16 protein-coding genes, 2 pseudogenes and 1 riboswitch are annotated in these 21424 nt (G+C 56.3%); of the genes and pseudogenes, 8 read left to right on the top strand and 10 right to left on the bottom strand.

All coding sequences use genetic code 11. The annotated features are described in order from the left end of the window. Nucleotides 1-180: 180 nt before the first annotated feature. On the top strand, nucleotides 181-1893 hold the full coding sequence (locus M5G20_RS08305; RefSeq protein ID WP_273918741.1) for an ATP-dependent nuclease: 1713 nt from the start codon (nucleotides 181-183) through the stop codon (nucleotides 1891-1893). After that, nucleotides 1893-3530, top strand: a complete 1638-nt coding sequence (locus M5G20_RS08300; RefSeq protein ID WP_273918740.1) for a UvrD-helicase domain-containing protein — start codon at nucleotides 1893-1895, stop codon at nucleotides 3528-3530. Before M5G20_RS08305 ends, M5G20_RS08300 begins: the two co-directional genes overlap by 1 nt. 267 nt (nucleotides 3531-3797) lie before the next feature. On the opposite strand, the gene M5G20_RS08295 is transcribed toward M5G20_RS08300, so the two are convergent. Further along, entirely contained in the window at nucleotides 3798-4232 is a 435-nt protein-coding gene (locus M5G20_RS08295; RefSeq protein ID WP_273918738.1) for a hypothetical protein, read from the bottom strand. A 26-nt stretch (nucleotides 4233-4258) separates the two neighbouring features. On the opposite strand from M5G20_RS08295, the gene M5G20_RS08290 reads away from it, so the two are divergent. Beyond that, nucleotides 4259-4612 (top strand): helix-turn-helix domain-containing protein, encoded by a 354-nt coding sequence (locus M5G20_RS08290; protein ID WP_337994292.1) that lies wholly within the window; start codon nucleotides 4259-4261, stop codon nucleotides 4610-4612. A gap of 376 nt (nucleotides 4613-4988) precedes the next feature. On the opposite strand, the pseudogene M5G20_RS08285 reads toward M5G20_RS08290, so the two are convergent. The 6 genes and pseudogenes from M5G20_RS08285 to M5G20_RS08260 all read right to left on the bottom strand — a co-directional run. Further along, nucleotides 4989-5060, bottom strand: a pseudogene (locus M5G20_RS08285) (MBL fold metallo-hydrolase); the annotation flags it as partial. 87 nt (nucleotides 5061-5147) lie between these two features. After that, a complete protein-coding gene (locus M5G20_RS08280; protein ID WP_273918736.1) occupies nucleotides 5148-7886 on the bottom strand; it encodes a LuxR C-terminal-related transcriptional regulator in 2739 nt (912 codons plus the stop codon). Between the two features lie 277 nt (nucleotides 7887-8163). Then, the gene (locus M5G20_RS08275) at nucleotides 8164-9528 is read right to left on the bottom strand and encodes a DUF1329 domain-containing protein (protein WP_273918735.1); all 1365 of its coding nucleotides are present in this window, start codon (nucleotides 9526-9528) and stop codon (nucleotides 8164-8166) included. Nucleotides 9529-9556: 28 nt separating this feature from the next. Then, complete coding sequence (locus tag M5G20_RS08270) at nucleotides 9557-11443, bottom strand: DUF1302 domain-containing protein (RefSeq protein ID WP_273918733.1); 1887 nt, start codon at nucleotides 11441-11443, stop codon at nucleotides 9557-9559. 336 nt (nucleotides 11444-11779) lie between these two features. Next, on the bottom strand, nucleotides 11780-13462 hold the full coding sequence (locus M5G20_RS08265; protein WP_273918732.1) for a fatty acid--CoA ligase: 1683 nt from the start codon (nucleotides 13460-13462) through the stop codon (nucleotides 11780-11782). 170 nt (nucleotides 13463-13632) lie between these two features. Next, on the bottom strand, nucleotides 13633-14262 hold the full coding sequence (locus M5G20_RS08260) for a LysE family translocator (protein ID WP_273918731.1): 630 nt from the start codon (nucleotides 14260-14262) through the stop codon (nucleotides 13633-13635). A gap of 91 nt (nucleotides 14263-14353) precedes the next feature. On the opposite strand from M5G20_RS08260, the gene M5G20_RS08255 reads away from it, so the two are divergent. From M5G20_RS08255 to M5G20_RS08245, 3 genes are all read left to right on the top strand, one after another. Further along, the gene (locus M5G20_RS08255) at nucleotides 14354-15319 is read left to right on the top strand and encodes a 2-hydroxyacid dehydrogenase (protein WP_273918730.1); all 966 of its coding nucleotides are present in this window, start codon (nucleotides 14354-14356) and stop codon (nucleotides 15317-15319) included. A 33-nt stretch (nucleotides 15320-15352) separates the two neighbouring features. Beyond that, on the top strand, nucleotides 15353-16351 hold the full coding sequence (locus M5G20_RS08250; protein ID WP_273918729.1) for a class I SAM-dependent methyltransferase: 999 nt from the start codon (nucleotides 15353-15355) through the stop codon (nucleotides 16349-16351). A 39-nt stretch (nucleotides 16352-16390) separates the two neighbouring features. Then, a riboswitch (yybP-ykoY riboswitch) is annotated at nucleotides 16391-16515 on the top strand. 89 nt (nucleotides 16516-16604) lie between these two features. Further along, on the top strand, nucleotides 16605-17189 hold the full coding sequence (locus tag M5G20_RS08245; protein ID WP_150702986.1) for a TMEM165/GDT1 family protein: 585 nt from the start codon (nucleotides 16605-16607) through the stop codon (nucleotides 17187-17189). Between the two features lie 65 nt (nucleotides 17190-17254). Here the strand turns inward: M5G20_RS08245 and M5G20_RS08240 are convergent, their stop codons facing one another. Continuing rightward, nucleotides 17255-18073: a M48 family metallopeptidase gene (locus M5G20_RS08240; protein WP_273918727.1), complete on the bottom strand. Its 819-nt coding sequence runs from the start codon at nucleotides 18071-18073 to the stop codon at nucleotides 17255-17257. Nucleotides 18074-18229: 156 nt separating this feature from the next. Between M5G20_RS08240 and M5G20_RS30280 the strand changes: the two are divergent. After that, a pseudogene (locus tag M5G20_RS30280) lies at nucleotides 18230-19633 on the top strand (HAMP domain-containing protein); the annotation flags it as partial. Nucleotides 19634-19645: 12 nt separating this feature from the next. Further along, entirely contained in the window at nucleotides 19646-20488 is an 843-nt protein-coding gene (locus M5G20_RS30275; protein WP_443218298.1) for a methyl-accepting chemotaxis protein, read from the top strand. Nucleotides 20489-20500: 12 nt separating this feature from the next. Here M5G20_RS30275 and M5G20_RS08230 read toward each other — a convergent pair whose 3' ends face one another. Then, complete coding sequence (locus tag M5G20_RS08230; RefSeq protein WP_273918725.1) at nucleotides 20501-21124, bottom strand: SOS response-associated peptidase; 624 nt, start codon at nucleotides 21122-21124, stop codon at nucleotides 20501-20503. 35 nt (nucleotides 21125-21159) lie between these two features. Beyond that, nucleotides 21160-21420 (bottom strand): putative signal transducing protein, encoded by a 261-nt coding sequence (locus M5G20_RS08225; RefSeq protein WP_075945666.1) that lies wholly within the window; start codon nucleotides 21418-21420, stop codon nucleotides 21160-21162. Nucleotides 21421-21424 lie beyond the last annotated feature (4 nt).

Below are 21424 nucleotides of genomic sequence, written 5' to 3'. Positions count from 1 at the left end.
GTGTCAATGCGCGACGTCCTATCGGTCGAAGCTGCTTCGCATGGGCTGTTCCAGTTGTGTATGTCTTGGCAAAGTGATATCCGTAATAGCACTACACTACCCCCGATTATGACAAGAACGAATTTTGATGCAAAGCAAGCTCTTGGGCTAACACTTGAATGTCTCGAATGGAATCAGCGCATGCAGATCGAAAAAGTCAAGTTAAAAGGTTATCGAAATTTCTTTGACGCGACTATAAATTTAGATAGCAAAACATTAATGATTGGAGCTAATGACTCCGGAAAAACAAATTTTGCATTTGCTCTGCGTATACTGTTGGATAAATCACTTTCGGAAAGTGAAATAGAACCTTCCGAATCGGACTTTCATATCCGAAAGGATGGAACGCAGTGCGATGAACTTTCTATCGAGATTCATTTCAAGGAAACGAATGAAGATGCCGTAATAGCAGTTTTAAAAGGAAATGTTTCAGAGGATCGAAAGACAATTTTCAGATACGAGGCGATAAGAAAAAATTTAGACTACTCCCTCAAGGTTGGTGTTGATGAAGGGAGTCTCAATGTAGTTAATAGCAGATTTTACCTGAAGTACCTAAACCTAAAGTATGTAAAGTCAAATAGAGATCTTGAAAAATTTGTCAGTTTCGAAAAGAGACATTTGCTGAAACTATCCCAAGAGCTTAGATCAGAAGAACAAATTGAATCTGATCAAAAGCAGTTGGAAATAATTGAGACGAACCTAGCTGCGATTAATGATCAGGTTGGGAAGCTCAATTATGTGGCGGATGCAACGAAAGCCGTCAATGAAGAATTGCTGAAACTTTCCCATGACCTAACGAGCTATTCGGTCCATCTGGATTCAGGTTCCATTCAAACTCAGCAGTTCATAGACAACTTGAAACTGGGGGCTAGCACAGCTGGTTCGAAAATATCTCTTGGAGGAGATGGTCGTAACAATCAAATATTGATGGCATTGTGGAAAGCAAAAAGCCAGCGAGAGTTCGATCCAGAAAGTGAAGTGGTATTTTACTGTGTTGAGGAGCCAGAGGCGCATCTTCATCCGCATCAGCAACGAAAATTAGCTGATTATTTAATAAAGGATCTGCCAGGGCAGACAATAATAACAAGCCATTCACCGCAAATAACCGCTCGGTACTCCCCTCAATCTATAGTGCATATCGTTACCTCAAGCAAAGGTAGTTATGCTGCTAGTGGAGGGTGTAGTGACTGCATTGCCAACGAATGGGATAATCTTGGCTACAGGATGAGTATCCTGCCAGCGGAGGCTTTTTTTTCGAAATGTGTATTGCTGGTTGAAGGACCATCCGAACTACTGTTCTATAACGAGATGGCAAAAAAAATTGGAATTGATCTAGACTATTACAATATCTCTATTTTGAACGTGGAAGGAATACAGTTTAAAGTTTATACAAAAATTCTGGACGCGATGGAGATACCGTGGGTAGCTCGAACTGATAATGACATTTCCTCTATCGAAGTCCAGGGTGAAAAACTGAAACATCTCGCTGGTATCAATCGTTGTCAATCCCTTGCCGGGCAGCCATCTTACCCACATCTCCCCCTTAATACAGATCACCAAACAGTTTATAAGAGCGGTCTATGGGATGCAGTATCAAAAGTAGTTAATGAGTATGGTGTATATCTCGCCAAAGTCGATTTGGAGACAGATATAGCTGATGAGTTTTCATCCCAGTTACTTGCTTACACTTCGGAGGAAACCCTCGAAGCTGCTATTGACTTTCTTCAAAAGAAAAAGGCCATACGAATGAGAGAGTTTTTGGCTCATGATCCAACTCTTTTCACGACGGTTAAGCCAGGGTTACTTGCTCAACCACTTTTCCATTGCGTAAAAATGGTTAAGGAAGGCGTTTAATGGAATACACTGAAGAGCAAAAAGAGGCGATAAAACCTCAAGGCTCATTAGTCATAACGGCTTGCCCTGGAAGTGGCAAGACCGCCGTTATCGCTCAAAAAATCAGAAATGAACTCGACGCTGGTAAGACTTACCAGGGAGTCATAGCAATTACCTTTACCCGCAAAGCTAGTAAAGAGCTCGAGGGACGGTGCAGGCAAGGTAGTAGTGAAGTTAAGGGAAGCTTTTTTGGAACAATAGATTCATTTTGTCTTTCTGAAATTATTTACCCTTTTTTGAGGCATATCTTAGGTCCAGCACCGATAAATGCTGAGCCTAAATACAACACGGATTTGAATGAGGCAGAAACAGCGCTGGTTTCAAGCTTTATTTCAGATAAGCCTTTCACCTCTAAATCTAATCTTGAATTAATAAAGCAACTATACATGCTGGGCGTAATTTACTTCCCAGCAATTCCTGAGTTGGCATTGTACGTACATGAAAACAGCTTGGCCTGTAGGCATTATTTAAAGGCCAGATATACCACGATTTACATAGACGAATACCAGGACTCGTCGAAAGCACAGCACGAGCTGTTTTTGAGTATAGTGCGCTCGGGCCTTACAGGTGTGGCCGTAGGGGATTTACAGCAGTCGATTTATGGATGGAGAAATTGTAGCCCAGAGTTTCTAAAAGAGCTCATACGTAATGAAAAATTTACCCATCGTACGGTATCGATAAATCATCGATGCCATCCATCAATATCTAATTATGCGAATAGATTGTTTAATCCAGCGTTCACGCTCAGCGCTGCCGACTCAATAAAAGTTTGGCAATGCAACTTTACCGGCACCCAGCGGGACTCTGCTGTCTCATTAAACAGTCTGATCCCGGCCATTCTCAGCAAGAGCAATAAATATAGCCCATCAGATGTCGTAGTTTTGGTTAGGAACAACCGTAGCCTTGGTTATTTACGCGATCATTTATCAATTCCGTGCAGAGTTTATTCCGACGATGCTATAGATACATTGCAAAGCCGTACCGGACTACTTTGGTCAGCGCTCCTAAAATATAGATTTGATCACGCCACCACCCCTGATCAAATATTAGAGCATATACCAGATATCCTTGGAGCTTCCAAGACTCGAATAATTAGCGCGAGAAAGATTGTAAAGAAAGCACGAAGCGTCGAGAATCAGCTGTTAGAAGCTTATCTTACTGCTGCATCTAAAGATTTGTTAGGGATCGAAGCGAAAGTGGCTGAGCTAGCGGCATTAAAAAAAGTCACATCAGACACAGATGCGCTGCGCCAATATTCTCCAACCTCAACTAATGAAATTCAATGCATGACACTTCACAAGGCTAAAGGGCTAGAATTTGAAATTGTAATTCATCTTGATTTATGTGAGCGGGACTTTCCTTATCAGCGTTCTAATCCTGATGGAGGAGCTGATATTTATCCAGACTGGGAGCAGGACCTTAATTTACATTACGCTGGCATTACGCGAGCTAAATCTATTTGCATACTTGGTCATACCACTAGCCGCATAACATCCTATGATAAAATATATTCAGGTGCGCCATCTCCATTTTTACGTATGCCGGGACTGCACGGCTTGTATGGAGAATTTTCATATCCACAGAAACCGAAATCTTGAAGAGCACAGATCTAACAACCAAATGAAAGTAAATTTAAAAGTAGAGACCAGTATTAATTCTAATACTGCCTGAGAATATCCAGGCCTATAGTGGCTGGATATTGAGCCTGGCGTTTTCCAACCATTCCGAACTAAAGTATTTCACTATTGAGGCGAGCACCGTTCTAACCATCTAGCGTTAGTAGCGCAATTGATCAGACAATACGTGCCAACGTTTTAGACAGATGGATATAAGCCTAAACCCTAGGCTGCACTTATCCTGCACGTTTAGTGTTTATTTGTGAAAATTATTCTTTCAATCAGAAGATCTGGAATTTCCAAGCTACAACCCGAAGTATATTGCACTCCAGTGTCCAACGTATAAATATAAACTATCTGCCCATTATCTTCATCGATTGCCTCGGCAAGCTCGCTCAGACGTTCCATTTTCCACCCATTACTTCCGTTGGTATCACTTGGACTTACCACCATAACGTCTTCAATCCAAAGGGAGTCCCCGCGCTCTTCCAGCAGTCGTTCAAATTCGCGCAACTCGGGCATTAATAGAGTTGACTGACGGCGTAAGCCCATTCTCACGTAGGCTATCGACACGTACAACCACAAGGAATTGAAGGCCAATTCCGCGTAGCTCCAGTGCCGTACGTCTGTATCCCCGGCCAGCATGCCCAGCGGCACTTCAGCTTGACTGTAGGTCAAAAGCACCATGGCCACCTATGTGATAAGAGAAAATGAACACTATAGATTGTAGTCCTATAGTGCGCAATCAGGCTCCATCGTTCCTTTTGCGAGGTCTGCGAATGGAACTGGGACGAGCATTTGGCTTGGCATTAAAACGCTATCGAATCAGAGCAGGATTGTCTCAGGAGGCGTTTTCAAATGTTAGCAGCCGAACGTATATTAGTACTTTGGAACGAGGGCTAAAAAATCCAACCTTAGAAAAGGTAGGTGAGATTTCGTCAATTCTATCAGTCCACCCACTTACAATTTTGGTAAGTTGCTATCTTCTCCAGGACGACTCACTAACGCTGGATAACTTATTGATGCGTGTTCGTACTGAATTTTTAAGTCCAGAGACGGAATAACTAAGAAGAGCTCAACCCTATATTTTATTGGGTTGGGTTCTCCTGCTATGGAATGACCCGCGTTGAGACCCGGCATGGCATCAGTCCAAATACCGTGCCGGAATAGCGACCTTAAAATCATGTGTAAAACTGCGCAACTATCCAAATCCGAATTTTCTGCCTTAACGTTTCCGCCATTTTAGCGGCACCATCTTAGCTGCCGACACAGCAAATCGAGATCCCCTAAAGCGGTATGGTCGTTCGCTGCGATGTGGACATCGGGATCACGCTTTTGTCCATATAGAAACCATGTCCATATGGACTTCGCAGAAAGGTGTAAAACCAAGCAAAAGTCAGGTCTATAGGCATTGTCCGTACACACCTACATTTCGATTACCATGATCGTGCAGTTGCACTGCAAAGGGCCGACTGGGAAGGTTTCGCGGATGAGGGCGGGCTGTTGGGACATCGGGGTCTGCTCGGTAAACGGGGACGGGCAATGTTCGCACAAATCAGTATCCCGCCAATGTCAGCGATGTGTAACGTGAAAAATTTCTTAACCCAGAACGCCCAGTTCCTTGGCTCTTGCGACGGCCTGGGTACGCCGCTCAACCCCCAGTTTGCTGTTGATGTGGCTGGCGTGGGTCTTGACGGTGTGCAGGGAAATGAACAACTGGTCGCTGATTTCCTGATTGGAACAGCCTTGGGCAATCAGTCGCAGAACCGCCAGTTCTCGTGTGCTGAGTTGTTCGGTGGCAGAGGTCGCCTCCGGTACCGGTCGGGCAGGCGCAGCGGGAAGTTTCTCGGTCAGGCTTTGTGAAACGCTGGTCGACGCGCACAGTTGCAGTTGACCACGCAACCAGTCCGGACGACCTGCCAACAACCCTTCGAACGCTTGCAGTACGCCCCCGGCCGCAGCGTCCATTGCCTGGACCAGCGCCTTGCGGGCCTCAGGCTCGCGCCCGGTGTTGAGCAACAGCGAAACTTTTTGCGTCAACGCCATCGCGCTGAGCATTTGCCGACCGGATTGCTGACCCTGTTCGAGCAAAACATTCAAACGCCCTTCGGCCAGCATCGGCTGGCCCTGGATCACCTCCAGCAAGGCTTGTTGCAGTTCGATGTGCAACGGCAGCTGCGGATGGAATTCCGGTGGCGCTGCGGCGTGCTCGCCGTTGTAGGTCTGGCCCAGTCGCGCCAGCCACGCTTCGGCAAGATCGGTGCGCCCCTGAGCCAGCCAGAGTTCGCATTTGACCAGGGTGATCATCGCCAGATAGTAGATTGGCGGCACGTCCCAGATGTGCATCAGCCGTTCCGCTTCGGCAAGCTCGGCAAAGGCTTTGGCAAACTCGCCACTGCCGCCTTCGAGCCGGGCGATCACGCAATGGCCGATCAACACACTGATGTCGCGGCAGGCGCGAGCCTCGTTCAACCCTGCCTGCAAGCGCCCTCTCGCCGCCTGTGGTTGCAGGCGCAGCGCCAGCAGAAACCCTTCGTACAAGGTCAGTCGGGCGCGGACGGCGTAGAGCCGTTGCGGTGACAAGCCTTGCAAGCGTTGCAGGCCCTGGCGAACTTCAGCGAGCGCGCGCAGGATTTCCCCGCGCGCTTGCAACACACGGGCGCGGTCATAATGGGCCAAGGCTTCGAACAACGGGTTGCCGACCCGTTGGGCCAACTCCAGAGAATCGCGGTTCAGTTTGCGCGCGCGCCACAGGTCGCCATCGGCAATGGCCAGGTTGGACAATGTCGAGAGACACATCAGCCGCTGGCCGTAACGCTTGCATGGAAGACTTTCGAGTGCTTCGGTGCAATAGAGCAGCGTGAGTTCACGGTTGCCACGCCCGCGAGCGATGATTCCGCTCAAGGCCAGCCATTGCGCCAGCATCGACTTTTGCGCCGTCGCCGACGGGGCCGGCAGGAAGCGGCTCAGATGACTGGCCAGCTCTTCGGCGGCGTCCAGCTGGCAGGCCAGGCCCAGCGCCCAGCTGTAGAGCACGATCAAACGCGGCGTGCTGATCAGCAGGCTGTCGGGCAAGTCCATTTTCCAGCGCAGCAACATGCCGACATTCTGTTCAGCGAGCAGTTGTTCTTCCGAGAGGTTTTGCACCAGGTTTGCCGCGACGTCCAGATGCCCGGCGCGCAGTGCCTGCTCCACCGCTTCGTCGAGTAGCCCCTGGGCATTGAACCAGCGACAGGCGCGCAGATGCAGGGTGGCGGCCGGAACCATCGTCTGTGCGGTGGGACGGGTCCGCAACAAGTCGGAGAACAGGTGATGATAACGAAACCAGTGGCCATGCTCGTCCAGCGGCACCAGGAACACCTGGTGCGCCGCCAGGAAACGCAGGATCTCCGCACTGTCATGGGCGTCGCGAACGGCGTCGCACAACTCACTGCAGAAACGTTCCTGAGGGGCGGTGTCGTAGAGAAAAGCCTGGACCTCGGGCGGCAGGCAATCGATGACTTCCTCAAGCAGATAATCGCGAATCAGCCCTTCCCCACCGTGCAGCGCCTGGGGCAATGCGCCGTCTGTGCCGGCCTCGGACGCGGCCAGCAGCCAGAACCGCAAGCCGGCGACCCAGCCTTCGCTGCGCTGGATGAGGTTTTCCATCGCCTCGCCGCGCAGTGAGCTGCTGTGCCGGTCGAGCAGGCTCAGGGCTTCATCGTGGGTTAAACGCAGATCCTGTTCGTGCAACTCAAGCAGTTGTCGCGACAGGCGAAGCCGCGCCAGATGCCAGTCCGGGCGCTGCCGGCTGGTGACCATCACCAGTAAACCATCGGGAAGATGATTGAGGAAAAACTGCAGGCATCGGTCCAGAACGGGCCCCTGCGCCAGATGATAATCATCCAGCACCAGTAGCAATGGCGTCTCAATTGACAAGTGCTCGGCCAGTTCGTCGAGCAAGCCGTCCAGCCATTCTTCGAAGGCGAACGGTTGATGGCGCTGACGCATTTTCAGCAAGCCAAGGGATTGACCGCCCAACTGCGGAAAATAATCTTGAAGACCTTCGAGCAGTCGCTCGAGGAATCGCCCAGGATCACTGTCGCGCGGGCTCAGGCCCAGCCAGAGACTTTGCCAATGAGCTGGCAACGACTGACAGAACTCCACCGCCAAAGAACTTTTTCCGAACCCCGCTGGTGCGCTGACCAGCAGCAACCTGCCACCGAGCCCCGCACTCAGACGCTCGCACAGTCGAGGTCGCAGCACATGGCCGTCGGGCAATGGCGGTCGGAAAAAACGCGCGTCCAGCGCAGCGACAGAGACGCTTGCAGGACCGGGTGATGGGGACAGATCAGTCATGGCCGGCTCTTGTTTGAATTGCGGGTGGCGGCGTTGCAGATGTCCGCAGACTAGCTGTAAACGAAGAGGTAATGAAGGTTATTGCTACAAATGGCTACAAAAAGTCTACGAACAAAAGATCGCAGCCTCGCTTCACTCGACAGCGCCTACAGGTTCTGTGTTGATGAAATTCTGTGGGAGCCGGCAAGCCGGCTCCTGCAGGTATTGCGTAAACGCAAAAAAACGCCCCGAACCAGTCGGGGCGTTTCTTGAGGATGCGGCCTCTTTTCAGTGCCGTTTAGCGAACACCATCCTGACGCAATGCAGCCGGGGTGAAGTCGCTGGTGGTGGCAGTGAAGCCGAAGTCATACGCGGACTTCTCTTCGTTCTTCATGCCCAGCGCCAGGTAACGGCCCGATTGCAAGTCATACAGGGTTTCGAGGGCATACCACGGCACTTGCTTGTCGTAGTAGTTCTCGGCATGGGCCTCGGCAACGCGCCACAGTTGACCGCGACCGTCGTAGTGATCGATCACCGCCGCTTGCCAGGTGTCTTCGTCGATGTAGAAGTCACGCTTGGCATAAATGTGGCGCTGACCTTCCTTCAGGGTTGCAACCACATGCCAGACGCGACGCAGCTCGTAACGGGCCAGGTCCTGGTTGATGTGGCCGGCCTTGATGATGTCGGCGTACTTGAGCTTCGGATCGTCGAGCTTGTAGGCGTCGGAGGCGATGTACATCTCTTTCTTGCCTTCGAGCTTCCAGTCGTAGCGGTCCGGAGCACCGTTGTACATGTCCAGGTTGTCGGAGGTACGCAGGCCGTCGGCAGCGGTACCCGGGCCGTCATAGGACACTTGTGGCGCACGACGCACGCGACGCTGACCGGCGTTGTAGACCCACGCCGAACGCGGCTCCTTCACCTGGTCGAGGGTTTCGTGCACCAGCAGTACACCACCGGCCAGACGTGCCGGGGCGGTCACTTTCTGCTTGAAGTAGAACAGGATGTTGCCCGGGTTCGCCGGATCGTAGTCCTTCATCTTGTCGCGGAACACGAACTGGTCCTGGAAGTACACCAGGCTGAACGAGCCGTTCGGCTGTGGCGTGGCCTGGGTGACCAGCCGGGTCACGCTGCCACCGCGATAACGGGTGATGTGGTTCCAGATGACTTCAACGCCGCTCTTCGGAATCGGGAACGGAACGGCGGTTTCGAAATTTTCCAGGCCGTTGCCGCCGGACACCAGTTTGGTGTTGGTGGCGTTCTTCTTGATGGAGGCGAACACTTCATCCGGCACGGTAGCGCCGCGATGGGACGGGTAGACCGGCATCTTGAAGGTTTCCGGGTAGCGCTTGAACATCGCGTACTGGCCCGGTGCGAGCTTTGCCTTGTACTGATCGACGTTCTGCGCCGTGATGGTGAACAACGGTTTTTCGCCCGGGTACGGATCGGACAGGAAGCCCTTGCTGTCGACAGCGCCAGCGTTCTTCGGCAGCGGTTTCCAGGCCGGGATCGAACCGTCGGCATTACCGGCCATTTCGGCGCCCATCGGGGTCAGGCTCTTGCCCAGCTTGTCCGCTTCGGCCGCAGGGACCGCCGCCATGACACCGGTCGCCAACAGCGAAAGCCCCAGGACACCGACGTGGAACAGACTCTTTGTTATTTTCATATTTGTGTTCGTCCTGAAAATACAGTGCTTAGAAGTTCACGCCGAAGCTGAGCGCAACGAAGTCGCGGTCATCCACAGTGGTGTACTTGCCGTCGAAGAAGTTGGTGTACGCCAGGCTTGCGGTGTAGGTGTTCTGGTACTCGGCATCAACACCCAGGCTGACCGCTTTGCGACCTTCCTCGAAGTTGCCGCCAGGACCAGGCGAGTAACCATCAACGTCGTGGGACCACGCCACGTTCGGTTTGAGGTTCACACCGGCGAACACGTCGTTGTATTCCCAGATGGCACGACCGCGATAACCCCAGGAGGTGGCAGTGGTGAAGCCATCGTCGTTGCAATTGCGGTTGAGGTTGTTGGTCGGCGTACCAGGACCGGCACCGGCGATGGTGCTGCTGTTAAGTGCCTGGCAGGTATTCTGGCCACCGGTAGCCGGCAGTTCACCTGGACCGTAGACCGGATCGCGGCCATAACGAACGTCGGAGGTGCTTTCCAGGCCGCCGACGTGGGTTACGCCCACTTCGCCCACCAGGGTCAGACGGCTGGCGCCCATGACCTGATCGAAGAAGTGCGTCAGGGTGGTCTGGAACTGGGTGATTTCCTTGCGGCGATAACCGTGCAGGTCCGAACCCGGTGGCGCGGAGAGCAACGAAGCGTTGGTCAACGCGCCGCCCAACGGACGAACGCCAGCGAACAGGATGTCGGTGGAGTTGAGCTGCACCGGTGCGTTCGGACGGTAGCTGATTTCACCGCTCCACGCCGTACCGGTAGGCAAGGTGGTGGAGAAGCTCAGGCCATACAGGCGGATGTCTTCCGGATACTCGATAAAGTAGTTCGAGTTACCCGCGACAATCAGCGGCGCCAGAGCACGCAACTGCGCCGGCAAGGCTGCAACGCCTGCGAAGGTCGACGCTGGAGCACCGGTGGCGCTGAAGATCGGCGCACGGCTGTGATAGTTCATGAAGTAGGCACCGAACTCGGTGTCCAGCGGGTCAAACATGTACTTCAGGGACGCGCCCCACTGGCCGCTGTCGCGCGCATCGCGATCCGGACCACGGCGTACCAGCACACCTTCGTTGTCCACGTCGACGCCCAGTCGGGTCAGCGTAGGCAAGGCAGCGGCCGGAATGGTCGAACGTTTGTTCAGCACGCGCAGATTATTGTCGCAACCGTCGGCAACGATGTCCGGCTGGGAGAAGAAGGTACCGCAGTTGTCGACGACGGTCTGGTCCCATTCGATCTGGTAGAAGGCTTCAGCCGACAGGTTGTCGGTGAGGCTCTGGGACACGTAGAACATGTTGACCGGGATCAGGCCTTCCTTGATTTCGGCGCCTGGACGGCGGAACGCGGACACGTCGATCGGGTTGATCGAGTTGATGCCGCTGCCGATGAAAGTACTTTCACCCCAGCTCACTACTTGCTTGCCCAGACGAACCGAACCCGGCTGATCGGCAATCGAGTAGTTGTGGTAAACGAATGCATCGAGGATCTGACCGCCAGAGGACTTGGCGCCTTCCTTGCGGTTGCTGTCGCTGATGTCCTTGAACGGGCGGCTTTCGTCCTTGAGTTCAAAGTCGTACCAGTATTTGCCACGGACGAACACGCCAGTGTCGCCGTACTTCAACTCAAGGTCATGGATGCCCTTGAAGATCTTCGAGAAGGTCTCACCGCTCTTGAAGTTCAGGTGACCGTCATCGGAAGTCTGGGACAGGCCTTTGCCGCCGTTGTTGACGCCGATGAGGTTCTTGTTGGCGCTTTCAGTAGACCAGCTCGCACCGATCGACAGCGAAGAGTCGAACTGACCTTCGATTTCACCAACGTTGAAACTGACGCCGAATGCAGGCCCGGCGAGCGTAGAGGCAAGGCTGACGGCCAAAGGCAGTTTAGCCCGGCGCCAGAACTGGTTTACTGATGTCATCGACGCTACTCCATGTGCATTTTATTGTTATGGCAGTGAGCACTTTTAAAAACGCTTGGATAACAGGGAGCCATGGCATCCCGAAGTCACTCCAAAGTTGCATCGCCCCGGTTTGTGCGTTTGCTCCGTTCTTAAAAATCCTTGAGCGGACTATAGCCAGCAGGTAGTAGTGCTTGATCCCTCTAAAGTGTGATTTGCAGCTGCCAGCCACTCTGGAACAGTCCTTTGCCAAGCCGACACCTGTCGGCACGGCAAGAATGGCTGAAAATTCAGATTTGACAAGGCAAGCGCTTGCTTGGTGGGGCTGGCGTGCCATTTCGGCACGCCAGAAGTCGCTTAAAGCGTCGAGAGGAAGGTGCTGTTGGTGGCCTGCCATTCGGTGATGTCGACGCGAATTTTCTTTTTGTCGAGCTTGCCGACGCTGGTCTTGGGAATTTCAGTAACAAGGGCGATTTGACTCGGGATCGCCCACTTGCTCAGATGCCCCAGTTCGACAAATGGCTTGAGGTGTTCCTTGAGTTCCCGGGCCCCAATCACATGGCCTTCACGGACCACCAGCAAGGCAAACGGACGCTCGCCCCACTGCGGGTCGGCAATCCCCACCACTGCTACTTCGCGTACCGCTACGTGGCGACTGATCAAGTCTTCCAGGTCCAGGGAGGAGATCCATTCGCCGCCAGTCTTGATCACGTCCTTGATCCGGTCGCGAATATCGATCACGCCCATGCTGTCGAGCGTGGCCACGTCACCGGTATGCAGCCAGCCCCCGGCCCAGAGCTCGGCGCCCTTCTGCGGTTCGTTGAAATAGCCTTCGGTGAGCCATGGCGCGCGCAGTACCAACTCTCCTTGGGTTTCGCCATCGGCCGGCAGGAAATTGCCCTCGGCATCGACAATGGCGGCTTCCACCAATGGCCCGGGCACACCGGCCTTGATCCGGTAGGTGGTGCGTTCATCCTCGCTGCCGGCCATCAGCTCGTCGTTGAGGTGCGCACAGGACACCAGTGGCCCGGTTTCCGACATGCCATAGGCGGCGGTCAGCTGGATACCCCGGGCCTTGGCGGCTTCGTACAGCGAACGGTTCAGCGCGCTGCCACCAATGACGATTTTCCAGCCACCGAAGTCGGTGTTTTGCGCCGCCTTGGCGTTGAGGACCATTTGCAGGATGGTGGGCACGCAGTGCGAGAAGGAGACCTTTTCCTTGCGCCACAGCTCCACCAGGAATTCCGGGTCATAGCGGCCGGGGTAAACCTGTTTAAGCCCGAGCATGGTCGCCACATAGGGCAGTCCCCAGGCATGCACGTGGAACATCGGGGTGATCGGCATGTACACGTCGTTGGTGCCCAACAGACGCACACTGTCGATGGCGCCCATGATCGTCGACACGCCCATGGTGTGCAGCACCAGTTGCCGATGGGTGAAGTACACGCCTTTGGGATTGCCGGTGGTGCCGGTGGTGTAGAACGTGGTCGCCACCGAGTTTTCGTCGAAGTCCTGAAAGTCGTATTGCGGACTCGCGGCGGCCAGCAACTGTTCATATTCGCCGACGAGATTGGGCAGGTCTGCGGTTTTTTCCGGCAGGTCGGTCAATAGCAGGGTTTTCTCGACCGTGGTCAGGTGTCCGGCAATTGCGTTGTAGAGGCCCACGAATTCGCTGTTGACCAGTACAAAGCGGTCCACGGCATGGTTCATGGTGTAGAGGATCTGTTCCGGCGAGAGACGCACGTTGATGGTGTGGATCACCGCTCCGATCATTGGAATGGCAAACATGCATTCCAGGTAACGATGGCTGTCCCAATCCATGACCGCCACGGTGTCCCCGGGCTTGACCCCGGCGGCCGTCAATACGTTGGCCAGCCTCGCGACCCGTTCGATCAGGGTCGGATAGGTGTAGCGCAACTGGTCGCGGTAAACGATCTCGCGGGTTTTCTCATAACGCGCGCCGGACATGAGCAGCCGTTTGATCAGCAGCGGATACTGGTAAGCGCCTTCGGCTGGGGGGATAACGCGTGTCTGCAACATAAGAATCCCTTTTCTGACTGCACGGTCGTGGCTGTTAAGTACGCACTGTAGTGCGCCTGAACGCCCGCCAAATCAGCCAAAGGAATGATTTGCAGAGCCGCGCAAATGCTAGCGTTGCGCCAGCATTTGCGCATAAATGTGGAGCTGTCGAAGCCTGCTCCTGTAAAGGATCAATGCATTTCGGTAAACGCCAGCTTGACGCCGATGGCGACCAGCACCGCCCCCATCGTCCGGTCGAACCAGTGGCCCATGCGGGCGAAACCGGCGCGCACCCGTTGCTGGCTGAACAACATGGCCACCAGGCAGAACCAGATCGCCGTCGCCACCGCCAGGTAAACCCCGTAACCGGCCTGAACCGCCAGCGGCGTATGCGGATTGATGACCACGGTGAACAGCGACAGGAAGAACAGCGTAGCTTTCGGATTCAGACCATTGGTCACGAAACCCGAGGTGAAGGCGCCGCGGGCGGTGCGCTCGCCGGCTTCCTTGTGCAAATCGTCGGTCACCGCTTTGGCCGGCTGCGCCCGCAGCGCCTTGAAGCCGATGTACAACAGGTAAGCAGCGGCGGCCCATTTCAAGGCGTTGAACAGCACGATCGACTGGGACACGATGAGGCCGATGCCCAGCAGGGAATACCCAACATGCAGGAAAATCGCCGAACCGACACCCAACGCCGTCCAGGTGCCGGCGCGACGACCGTGGGTTACGCTCTCACGCACCACCACGGCAAAGTCCGGGCCGGGGCTGGCCACGGCCAGCAGGTGGATGAGGGCAACGGTCAAGAACTCGGTCCAGTACATGGGGGCTCCTTCAGGCCAAGCGTAACTATTTATTTCATCTGATAGGCTCGGCAGATTACGCCTTCAGTTCATTGCACAAAAGGTACAGTTGATGACGAACACTTGCCGCGCCGTTTTCCTCGACCATCCGTCCCTCGATCTGGGCGACCTCGATCTGAGCCCGCTACGTGACTGCTTCAGCGAGTTGCAGCTGTATCCCCAGACACTGCCGGATCAAGTGATCGAACATCTCAAGGGCGCCACCGTGGCGATCAGCAACAAAATCCTGATCGATGCCGCGGCCATGGCGGCGAGCCCCGAGCTGAAGCTGATCCTGATCACCGCCACCGGCACCAACAACGTCGATCTCGGGGCCGCGCGGGCCCACGGCATTACCGTGTGCAACTGTCAGGGCTACGGCACGCCATCGGTGGCGCAACACACCATCATGCTGCTGCTCAACCTGGCGACGCGCCTGGCCGACTATCAGAAAGCCGTGGGTGAAGGTCGCTGGCAGCAAGCCAGGCAGTTCTGCCTGCTGGACTACCCGATCGTCGAACTGGAAGGCAAAACCCTCGGTTTGCTCGGTCACGGCGAATTGGGCGGTGCGGTCGCACGGCTGGCTGAAGCCTTTGGCATGCGCGTGTTGCTGGGCCAGATCCCGGGGCGCCCTGCCCGCCCGGATCGTTTGCCACTGGACGAACTGCTGCCGCAAATCGACGCGTTGACCCTGCACTGCCCGCTCAACGAGCACACCCGCCATTTCATTGGAGCCCGTGAACTGGCCTCGATGAAGCCCGGCGCGTTCGTGGTCAACACCGCTCGCGGCGGCCTGATCGACGAACAGGCCCTGGCCGATGCATTGCGCAACGGCCACCTCGGCGGCGCCGCTACCGACGTGCTCAGTGTCGAGCCGCCGGTCAACGGCAATCCATTGCTGGCCAACGACATCCCACGCCTGATCGTCACCCCGCACAACGCCTGGGGCAGTCGCGAGGCGCGTCAACGCATCGTCGGCCAAGTGACTGAAAACGCCCTCGGGTACTTCAGCGGTAAGGCGCTGCGGGTCGTCAGTTGATAGACTGCGGCACTTTTTTTCACAGGAACAGTTATGGATCCGCGCAGTGAAGTACTGCTTCGTCAGGCTGAATTATTCCAGGGCCCGGTGTTGTTGGCCGGTCTGCCCGCCGACGACTTGCTAGGCCGCCTGCCCGCCGCCCGCGGCTGGTGCTGGCATGCCGGTGATCAGGCCGCGCTGGACGCGCGTTTCGCCGAGCGCAGCCATTTTGGCGTGCACGTGCCGGAACACGAATTCGAAGCCGCCGTGTTGTTTTTACCCAAGTCCAAGGATTTGACCGATTACATCCTCAACGCCCTGGCCTCGCGGCTGGCCGGCCGCGAGCTGTACCTGGTCGGCGAGAAAAAAAGCGGCATCGAAGGCGCCGCCAAACAACTCAATCCATTCGGCAAGCCACGCAAGCTCGACAGTGCACGGCACTGCCAGCTGTGGTTGGTGACGGTGGCCAATGCGCCTGAAGCCAAACCGTTGGAAAGCCTCGCGCAGACCTACGAACTGCCACTGGCTGAAGGCCCGCTAAAGGTCATCAGCCTGCCGGGTGTTTTCAGCCACGGCCGACTGGATCGCGGCAGCGCGCTGCTGCTGGAGCATCTGGACAAACTGCCCAGCGGCCACCTGCTGGATTTCGGTTGCGGTGCGGGTGTTTTGGGCGCGGCCGTCAAACGCCGTTACCCACACAATCAGGTGACGTTGCTCGACGTCGATGCGTTTGCCGCCGCCAGCAGCCGCCTGACGCTGGCTGCCAACGGTCTGGAAGCTGACGTGATTACCGGCGATGGAATCGACGCCGCGCCGATGGGATTGAGTGCAATTTTGAGCAACCCGCCCTTCCATGTCGGCGTACACACCGATTATTTCGCCACCGAAAACTTGCTGCGAAAAGCGAGCAAACATCTGAAAAACGGCGGCGAACTGCGCTTGGTAGCGAACAGTTTCCTGAAGTACCAACCGCTGATCGAAGAGCATCTGGGGGTGTGCGCGATCAAGGCCGAAGGTCAGGGTTTCAGAATCTACCGGGCTAAACGCGGATAGAAATTTGTACTTGCCGAATGGATTTTGCCTAGGCAGAATCCGCTCCGTCCTAGGGGAGTAGTCTCCCACGAGCGCCATGCTCGTCCGGCATACGTCAACATACTTGGTCCTCAGACCATGGCGTATGCGACCCAAGCGTCCGCATCAGACGGATTGCAGGGTTTGACAAGACCTATGACACGAACACCTTACCCGGGGCGGGAAGGCTGTACGTGTCATAGCCGTGTCGACCCGCCCCTTAGGAAAACCCCTGATGCTGGATTCTTTACTCGTTCCGACCGCAATCGTTGCCTTGGCCGAAATCGGCGACAAGACGCAACTGCTCGCGCTCATTCTCGCTGCCCGCTTCCGCAAACCCTGGCCGATCATCGCCGGCATCGTCGCCGCGACCCTGGCCAACCACGCGGCCGCCGGTGCGGTGGGCGCCTGGGTGGGCAGTTTCTTCTCGGATACGTTGCTGCACTGGATCCTGGCCGTGAGCTTCGCCGCCACCGCACTGTGGACCCTGGTGCCGGACAAGATGGACGACGACGAAGCCAGCACCGCCCGCAAGTTCGGGCCATTCCTGACCACGCTGATCGCCTTCTTCCTCGCGGAAATCGGTGACAAGACCCAGATCGCGACCGTGATGCTGGCGGCGCAATATCCGGAATTGTGGCTGGTGATTATCGGCACCACGCTCGGCATGTTGATTGCCAACGTACCGGTGGTTCTGGCGGGTAACTTTGCCGCAGACAAACTGCCTTTGACGCTGATTCGTCGCCTGGCGGCTTCGGCGTTTTTCATTCTGGCGATTGTTGCGGTGTACAAGGCGATGCAGGCGAGCGGGTGGGTTTGACGCGGTAAGGCAATCACTGTGGCGAAGGAGCTTGCTCCCTCGCCACAAGTGTCATCGCGCGCAGATCAGGACTTCCTGGCCTGTTCGTAGAGCGGCATCACTTTCGGAATCGCTGCCTGCAACGCCGCAATTCGACTGGTGGATGCCGGGTGAGTGCTCATGAACTCCGGTGGCGAACCTTCCGAAGCCTTGGTCATCTTGTTCCACAAGGTAATCGCGGCATTCGGGTTGTAGCCGGCGCGAGCCGCCAGTTCCAGGCCGATCAGGTCTGCCTCGTTTTCATTGGCGCGGCTGTTGGGCAAGGTCATGCCGTAGTTGGCCACGGTATCGGCCAGCGCCAGGCTGTCCTGGCCCAGACCGAACAACGCACCCGCGCCCTGCTTGGCCATTTCGATGCCGTAAGCCTTGGACATTGCTTCACGACCATGCTCGCGCAGGGCATGGGCAATTTCATGGCCCATGACCGCGGCGATTTCATCGTCGGTCAGTTTCAGGCTGTCGATCAGCCCGGTGTAGAAAAAGATCTTGCCGCCCGGCCCGCAGTTGGCGTTGAGTTCGTCACTCTTGATCAGGTTGACCTCCCACTTCCACTGGGCCGCATCAGGACGGAAGGTCGGCGCCTGGGCAATCAGCCGGTCGGCAATGGCCTGCACGCGCTTGGCATCGTTGCTGGTTTTGTCCAGCACACCTTTACTGGACGCTTCGCCAACGGTCTTCTGATAAGACTGGGCATACATCTGGTCGACCTCTTGCGAGGACAACATGCTGAACATGTACTGCTTGCGCTCAACGCCCACAGCACCACCGCTGGTGGTGTTGACCGACTGGCAACCGCCGAGCAACAAACCTGCGCCCAGCGCACACGAAACCAATGTCTTGTTCATCAAAAAGCTCCCTGAAAACATGACCGTATCCTAGGCTCGGAAATGTATCGACGCCAGATACAACGGCATATATGACGCGCATTTCGGACAAAGCTCTCTTCGCCGTAGGAAAAAATTCACAAACCCGGGCAAGCCACGGCGGATAACCCACCGGCAATGATTCATTTGCGACATCGAACGCTCCAAAACAGTCATTTCGCCAACGCCCGCTCATGCCCCTTCACCCCCCTGCCGATACACCTCCGCAGACGTCCTCTTGCGTGCGGAGCACCCATGAAATTCAAGTCGATCCAGTTTTCCGTGGCAGCCCTTGCCGGTGCCATCGTTTTAAGTGTCGTGGTGGCCCTGGTCGTGTACGCGCTGTTTTCCGGTGCTCGGACGCAAGACATGGTCCAGGAGCGGACCCAGGCGCAATTCGAGCAAGTCATCGAACAGCGCCTGACCTCACTGGCGCAAACCCAGGTCAGCCAGATCCAGCGCGAACTCGAAGCGCCACTGCTGATTGCCGGCGGACTGGTGCGGGTCAACGCGCTGATTGGCACACCCGGCACCGATGGCCAACCGTCGCTGAGCCTCAGCCGCGAGCAGTTGATCGGCCTGATCAAGGAAAACGTGGCCAAGAACCCGAAGATCCTCGGCACCTACATCGGCTGGGAAAAAGACGCACTGGATCACAACGATGCAGCCTACGTCGGCACTCAGGTGGTGGGCATCGATGCCAGCAACGGACGTTTCCTGCCGTGGTGGTTCCGCAATGAAGACGGCACGCTGGGCCTGGACAAACTGGTGGACGTCGACGACCAGAAAACCCTGTCCACCGGCGTGCGCGCCAGCGAGTACTACCTGTGCTCGAAAGAAACCAAAAAATCCTGCGTGATCGACCCGGCGCCCTACAAGGTCGGCGACAAAATCGTCATGCTCGCCTCCTTTATTGAACCGATCATGCTCAACGGCGCGTTCCAGGGCATCGTCGGTGCGGACCTGTCGGTGAACTTCATCCAGGAAATGCTCTTGGGGGCCAATCAGAAACTCTACAGTGGCGCAGGCGAAATGGCCCTGATCGGCGGCAATGGCCGGATCGTTGCCTACACCAAGGACCCGAGCAAATTCGGCGAAAAAGTCAGCGACATCCTCGACAGCACGCAGATTGCCAACATGGCCAACCTCAAGCGCGGCGAAGTCACCTATACCGTCGACAAGGCCCAGGGCCGGATCGAGTTGTACCTGCCCTTCGGCATCGGCCAGACCGAAGCCCGCTGGACCCTGATGCTGCAACTGCCGCTGAATGCGGTCATGGCCGATCTGCAAAAACTCCAGGCCGACCTCGATACCCAGCGCAAATCCGACACCTTCGGCATGGCCATGGTCGGCCTGCTGATTGCCGGTATCGGTCTGTTGGTAATCTGGCTGGTGGGCCACGGCATTGCCCGTCCACTGAAACAGATGGTGGCCATGCTCGACGATATCGCCCAGGGCGAAGGCGACCTGACCCGCCGCCTGACCAGCGATCGCGCCGATGAATTGGGCTCCATCGCCAAGGGTTTCAACACCTTCCTGGCCAAGCTACAGGCAATGATCACTCAGGTGGTGACATCGGTGCAGAGCGTCAGCGACTCTTCGGAACACACCGCCGACATCGCCATCCGCACCAACACGGGCGTGCACAAACAGATGGCCGAGATCGATCAGGTCGCCACCGCCGTGCATGAAATGACCGCCACCGCCCAGGACGTCGCCCGTAACGCGACGCAGGCCGCGCAAGCCGCCAGCCATGCGGATCAGGCTGCCAGTCAAGGGATGCAAATTGTCCGTGATACTTCGAACTCCATCGGCGTTCTGGCCGTGGAAATCGGTCGCGCGGTCAGCGTGGTGCAGACCCTGGCGAAGGACAGTGAAAACATCAACGCCATCCTCACCGCCATCCGCGGGATCGCCGAGCAAACCAACCTGCTGGCGCTCAACGCCGCCATCGAAGCCGCCCGGGCCGGTGAGCAGGGTCGCGGCTTCGCCGTAGTGGCCGATGAGGTGCGCAACCTGGCGCAAAAGACCCAGAAGGCCACCGAAGAAATCCAGACCATGATTCAACAGTTGCAACAGGGCACGCGGGATGTGGTGCGGGTCATGGAAGACAGCCAGAACCGAACGGACGAAAGCGTGCAGCACGCCGCCAAAGCGGCCCAAGCGCTGGAAACCATCACTCAGGCGGTGTCGGTGATCAACGACATGAACACCCAGATCGCCAGCGCTGCCGAGGAGCAAAGCGCCGTGGCGGACGATATCAACCGCAACGTGATCAACATCGGGCAAGTGGCCAATGAAGTGGCCAGCGGTGCGGATGAGTCCAGCGCCGCGAGTGCGGATTTGACCAAACTGGCCGAGCAGCAGCGGCGGTTGATCAATCAATTCAAGGTTTGATCCAAGGCCCCCTCAACCGGGCGTCAGACACTCCGGCCCATTGAGCTTCGGATCATTGACCATGTTGGCCAGCACCCGCTCGCGCAACGCAGCGGGCTCGCTGGCCAGCAGGGCTTGCAAGGTGTGCAACGGCGTCTCGGGATTGAGCCATGCCGCCTGCCCCGCTTCATCCAGAATCAACGGTCGGCGCTGACTGGCCGCCGGCTGCGTGATCACCGCCGTACTCAACCACACCTGCTCCTGCACCGGGTACGCTTCCCAGATCGCCGCGAAAAACAGCGACGAGCCCTCCCCCGGCGTCAACCAATACGGCCGTTTACGGGTGCCGCCGCGCCATTCGTAAAAACCGTTGGCCGGCAGCAGACAGCGGCGCTCGCGCAGGGCCTGGCGAAACATTGGCTGCTCGGCCACGGTTTCGGCGCGGGCATGGGCCGGGGTTCGGGACAGATCGGTCAGCCACGGCGGGGTCAGGCCCCAGCGCGCGCGCGCCAGTTCACGCTGGCCGTCCGCGCCGGCACGCAGCATCAACACCGAATCATTGGGGGAAATGTTCCACTGCGCCTGTTGATCGGCGGGAAAACCTGGCAGGGTCGCGAAATCGCGATTCCAGCGAAACAGGGCATAACGTCCACACATGGGGCAGCACGACTCTTGATCAAACGAACGCCAGCCTAACAGACCAGCGTGCCGGGAAAGCTTTCCGGTTCATCGCCGGACAGCGGCAGCGCGGCATTGTACGCGCTGATCAGCTCGCGGGCGTATGCGGCCTGGTCGTTATCTACCGCCAATCCGAGCAGCCCGTAGATCGGCAATTCACCGGTGGCCCCGACCAGATCGCGGCCCACCAGATGCGCCTCGATGCCTTCGCTGGCGAGCATGCCTTGCAGCAACTCGCCTTCCATCAGGTTTTCCGGCTCGTAGATTCGCTGCATATGC

Origin of the sequence: Pseudomonas sp. TNT2022 ID1044 (assembly GCF_028656895.1) — a bacterium.
Classification (GTDB): domain Bacteria; phylum Pseudomonadota; class Gammaproteobacteria; order Pseudomonadales; family Pseudomonadaceae; genus Aquipseudomonas; species Aquipseudomonas reinekei.
The sequence above is the reverse complement of the archived record's forward strand: the minus strand, read 5'-3'. Positions and strand labels throughout refer to the sequence as shown.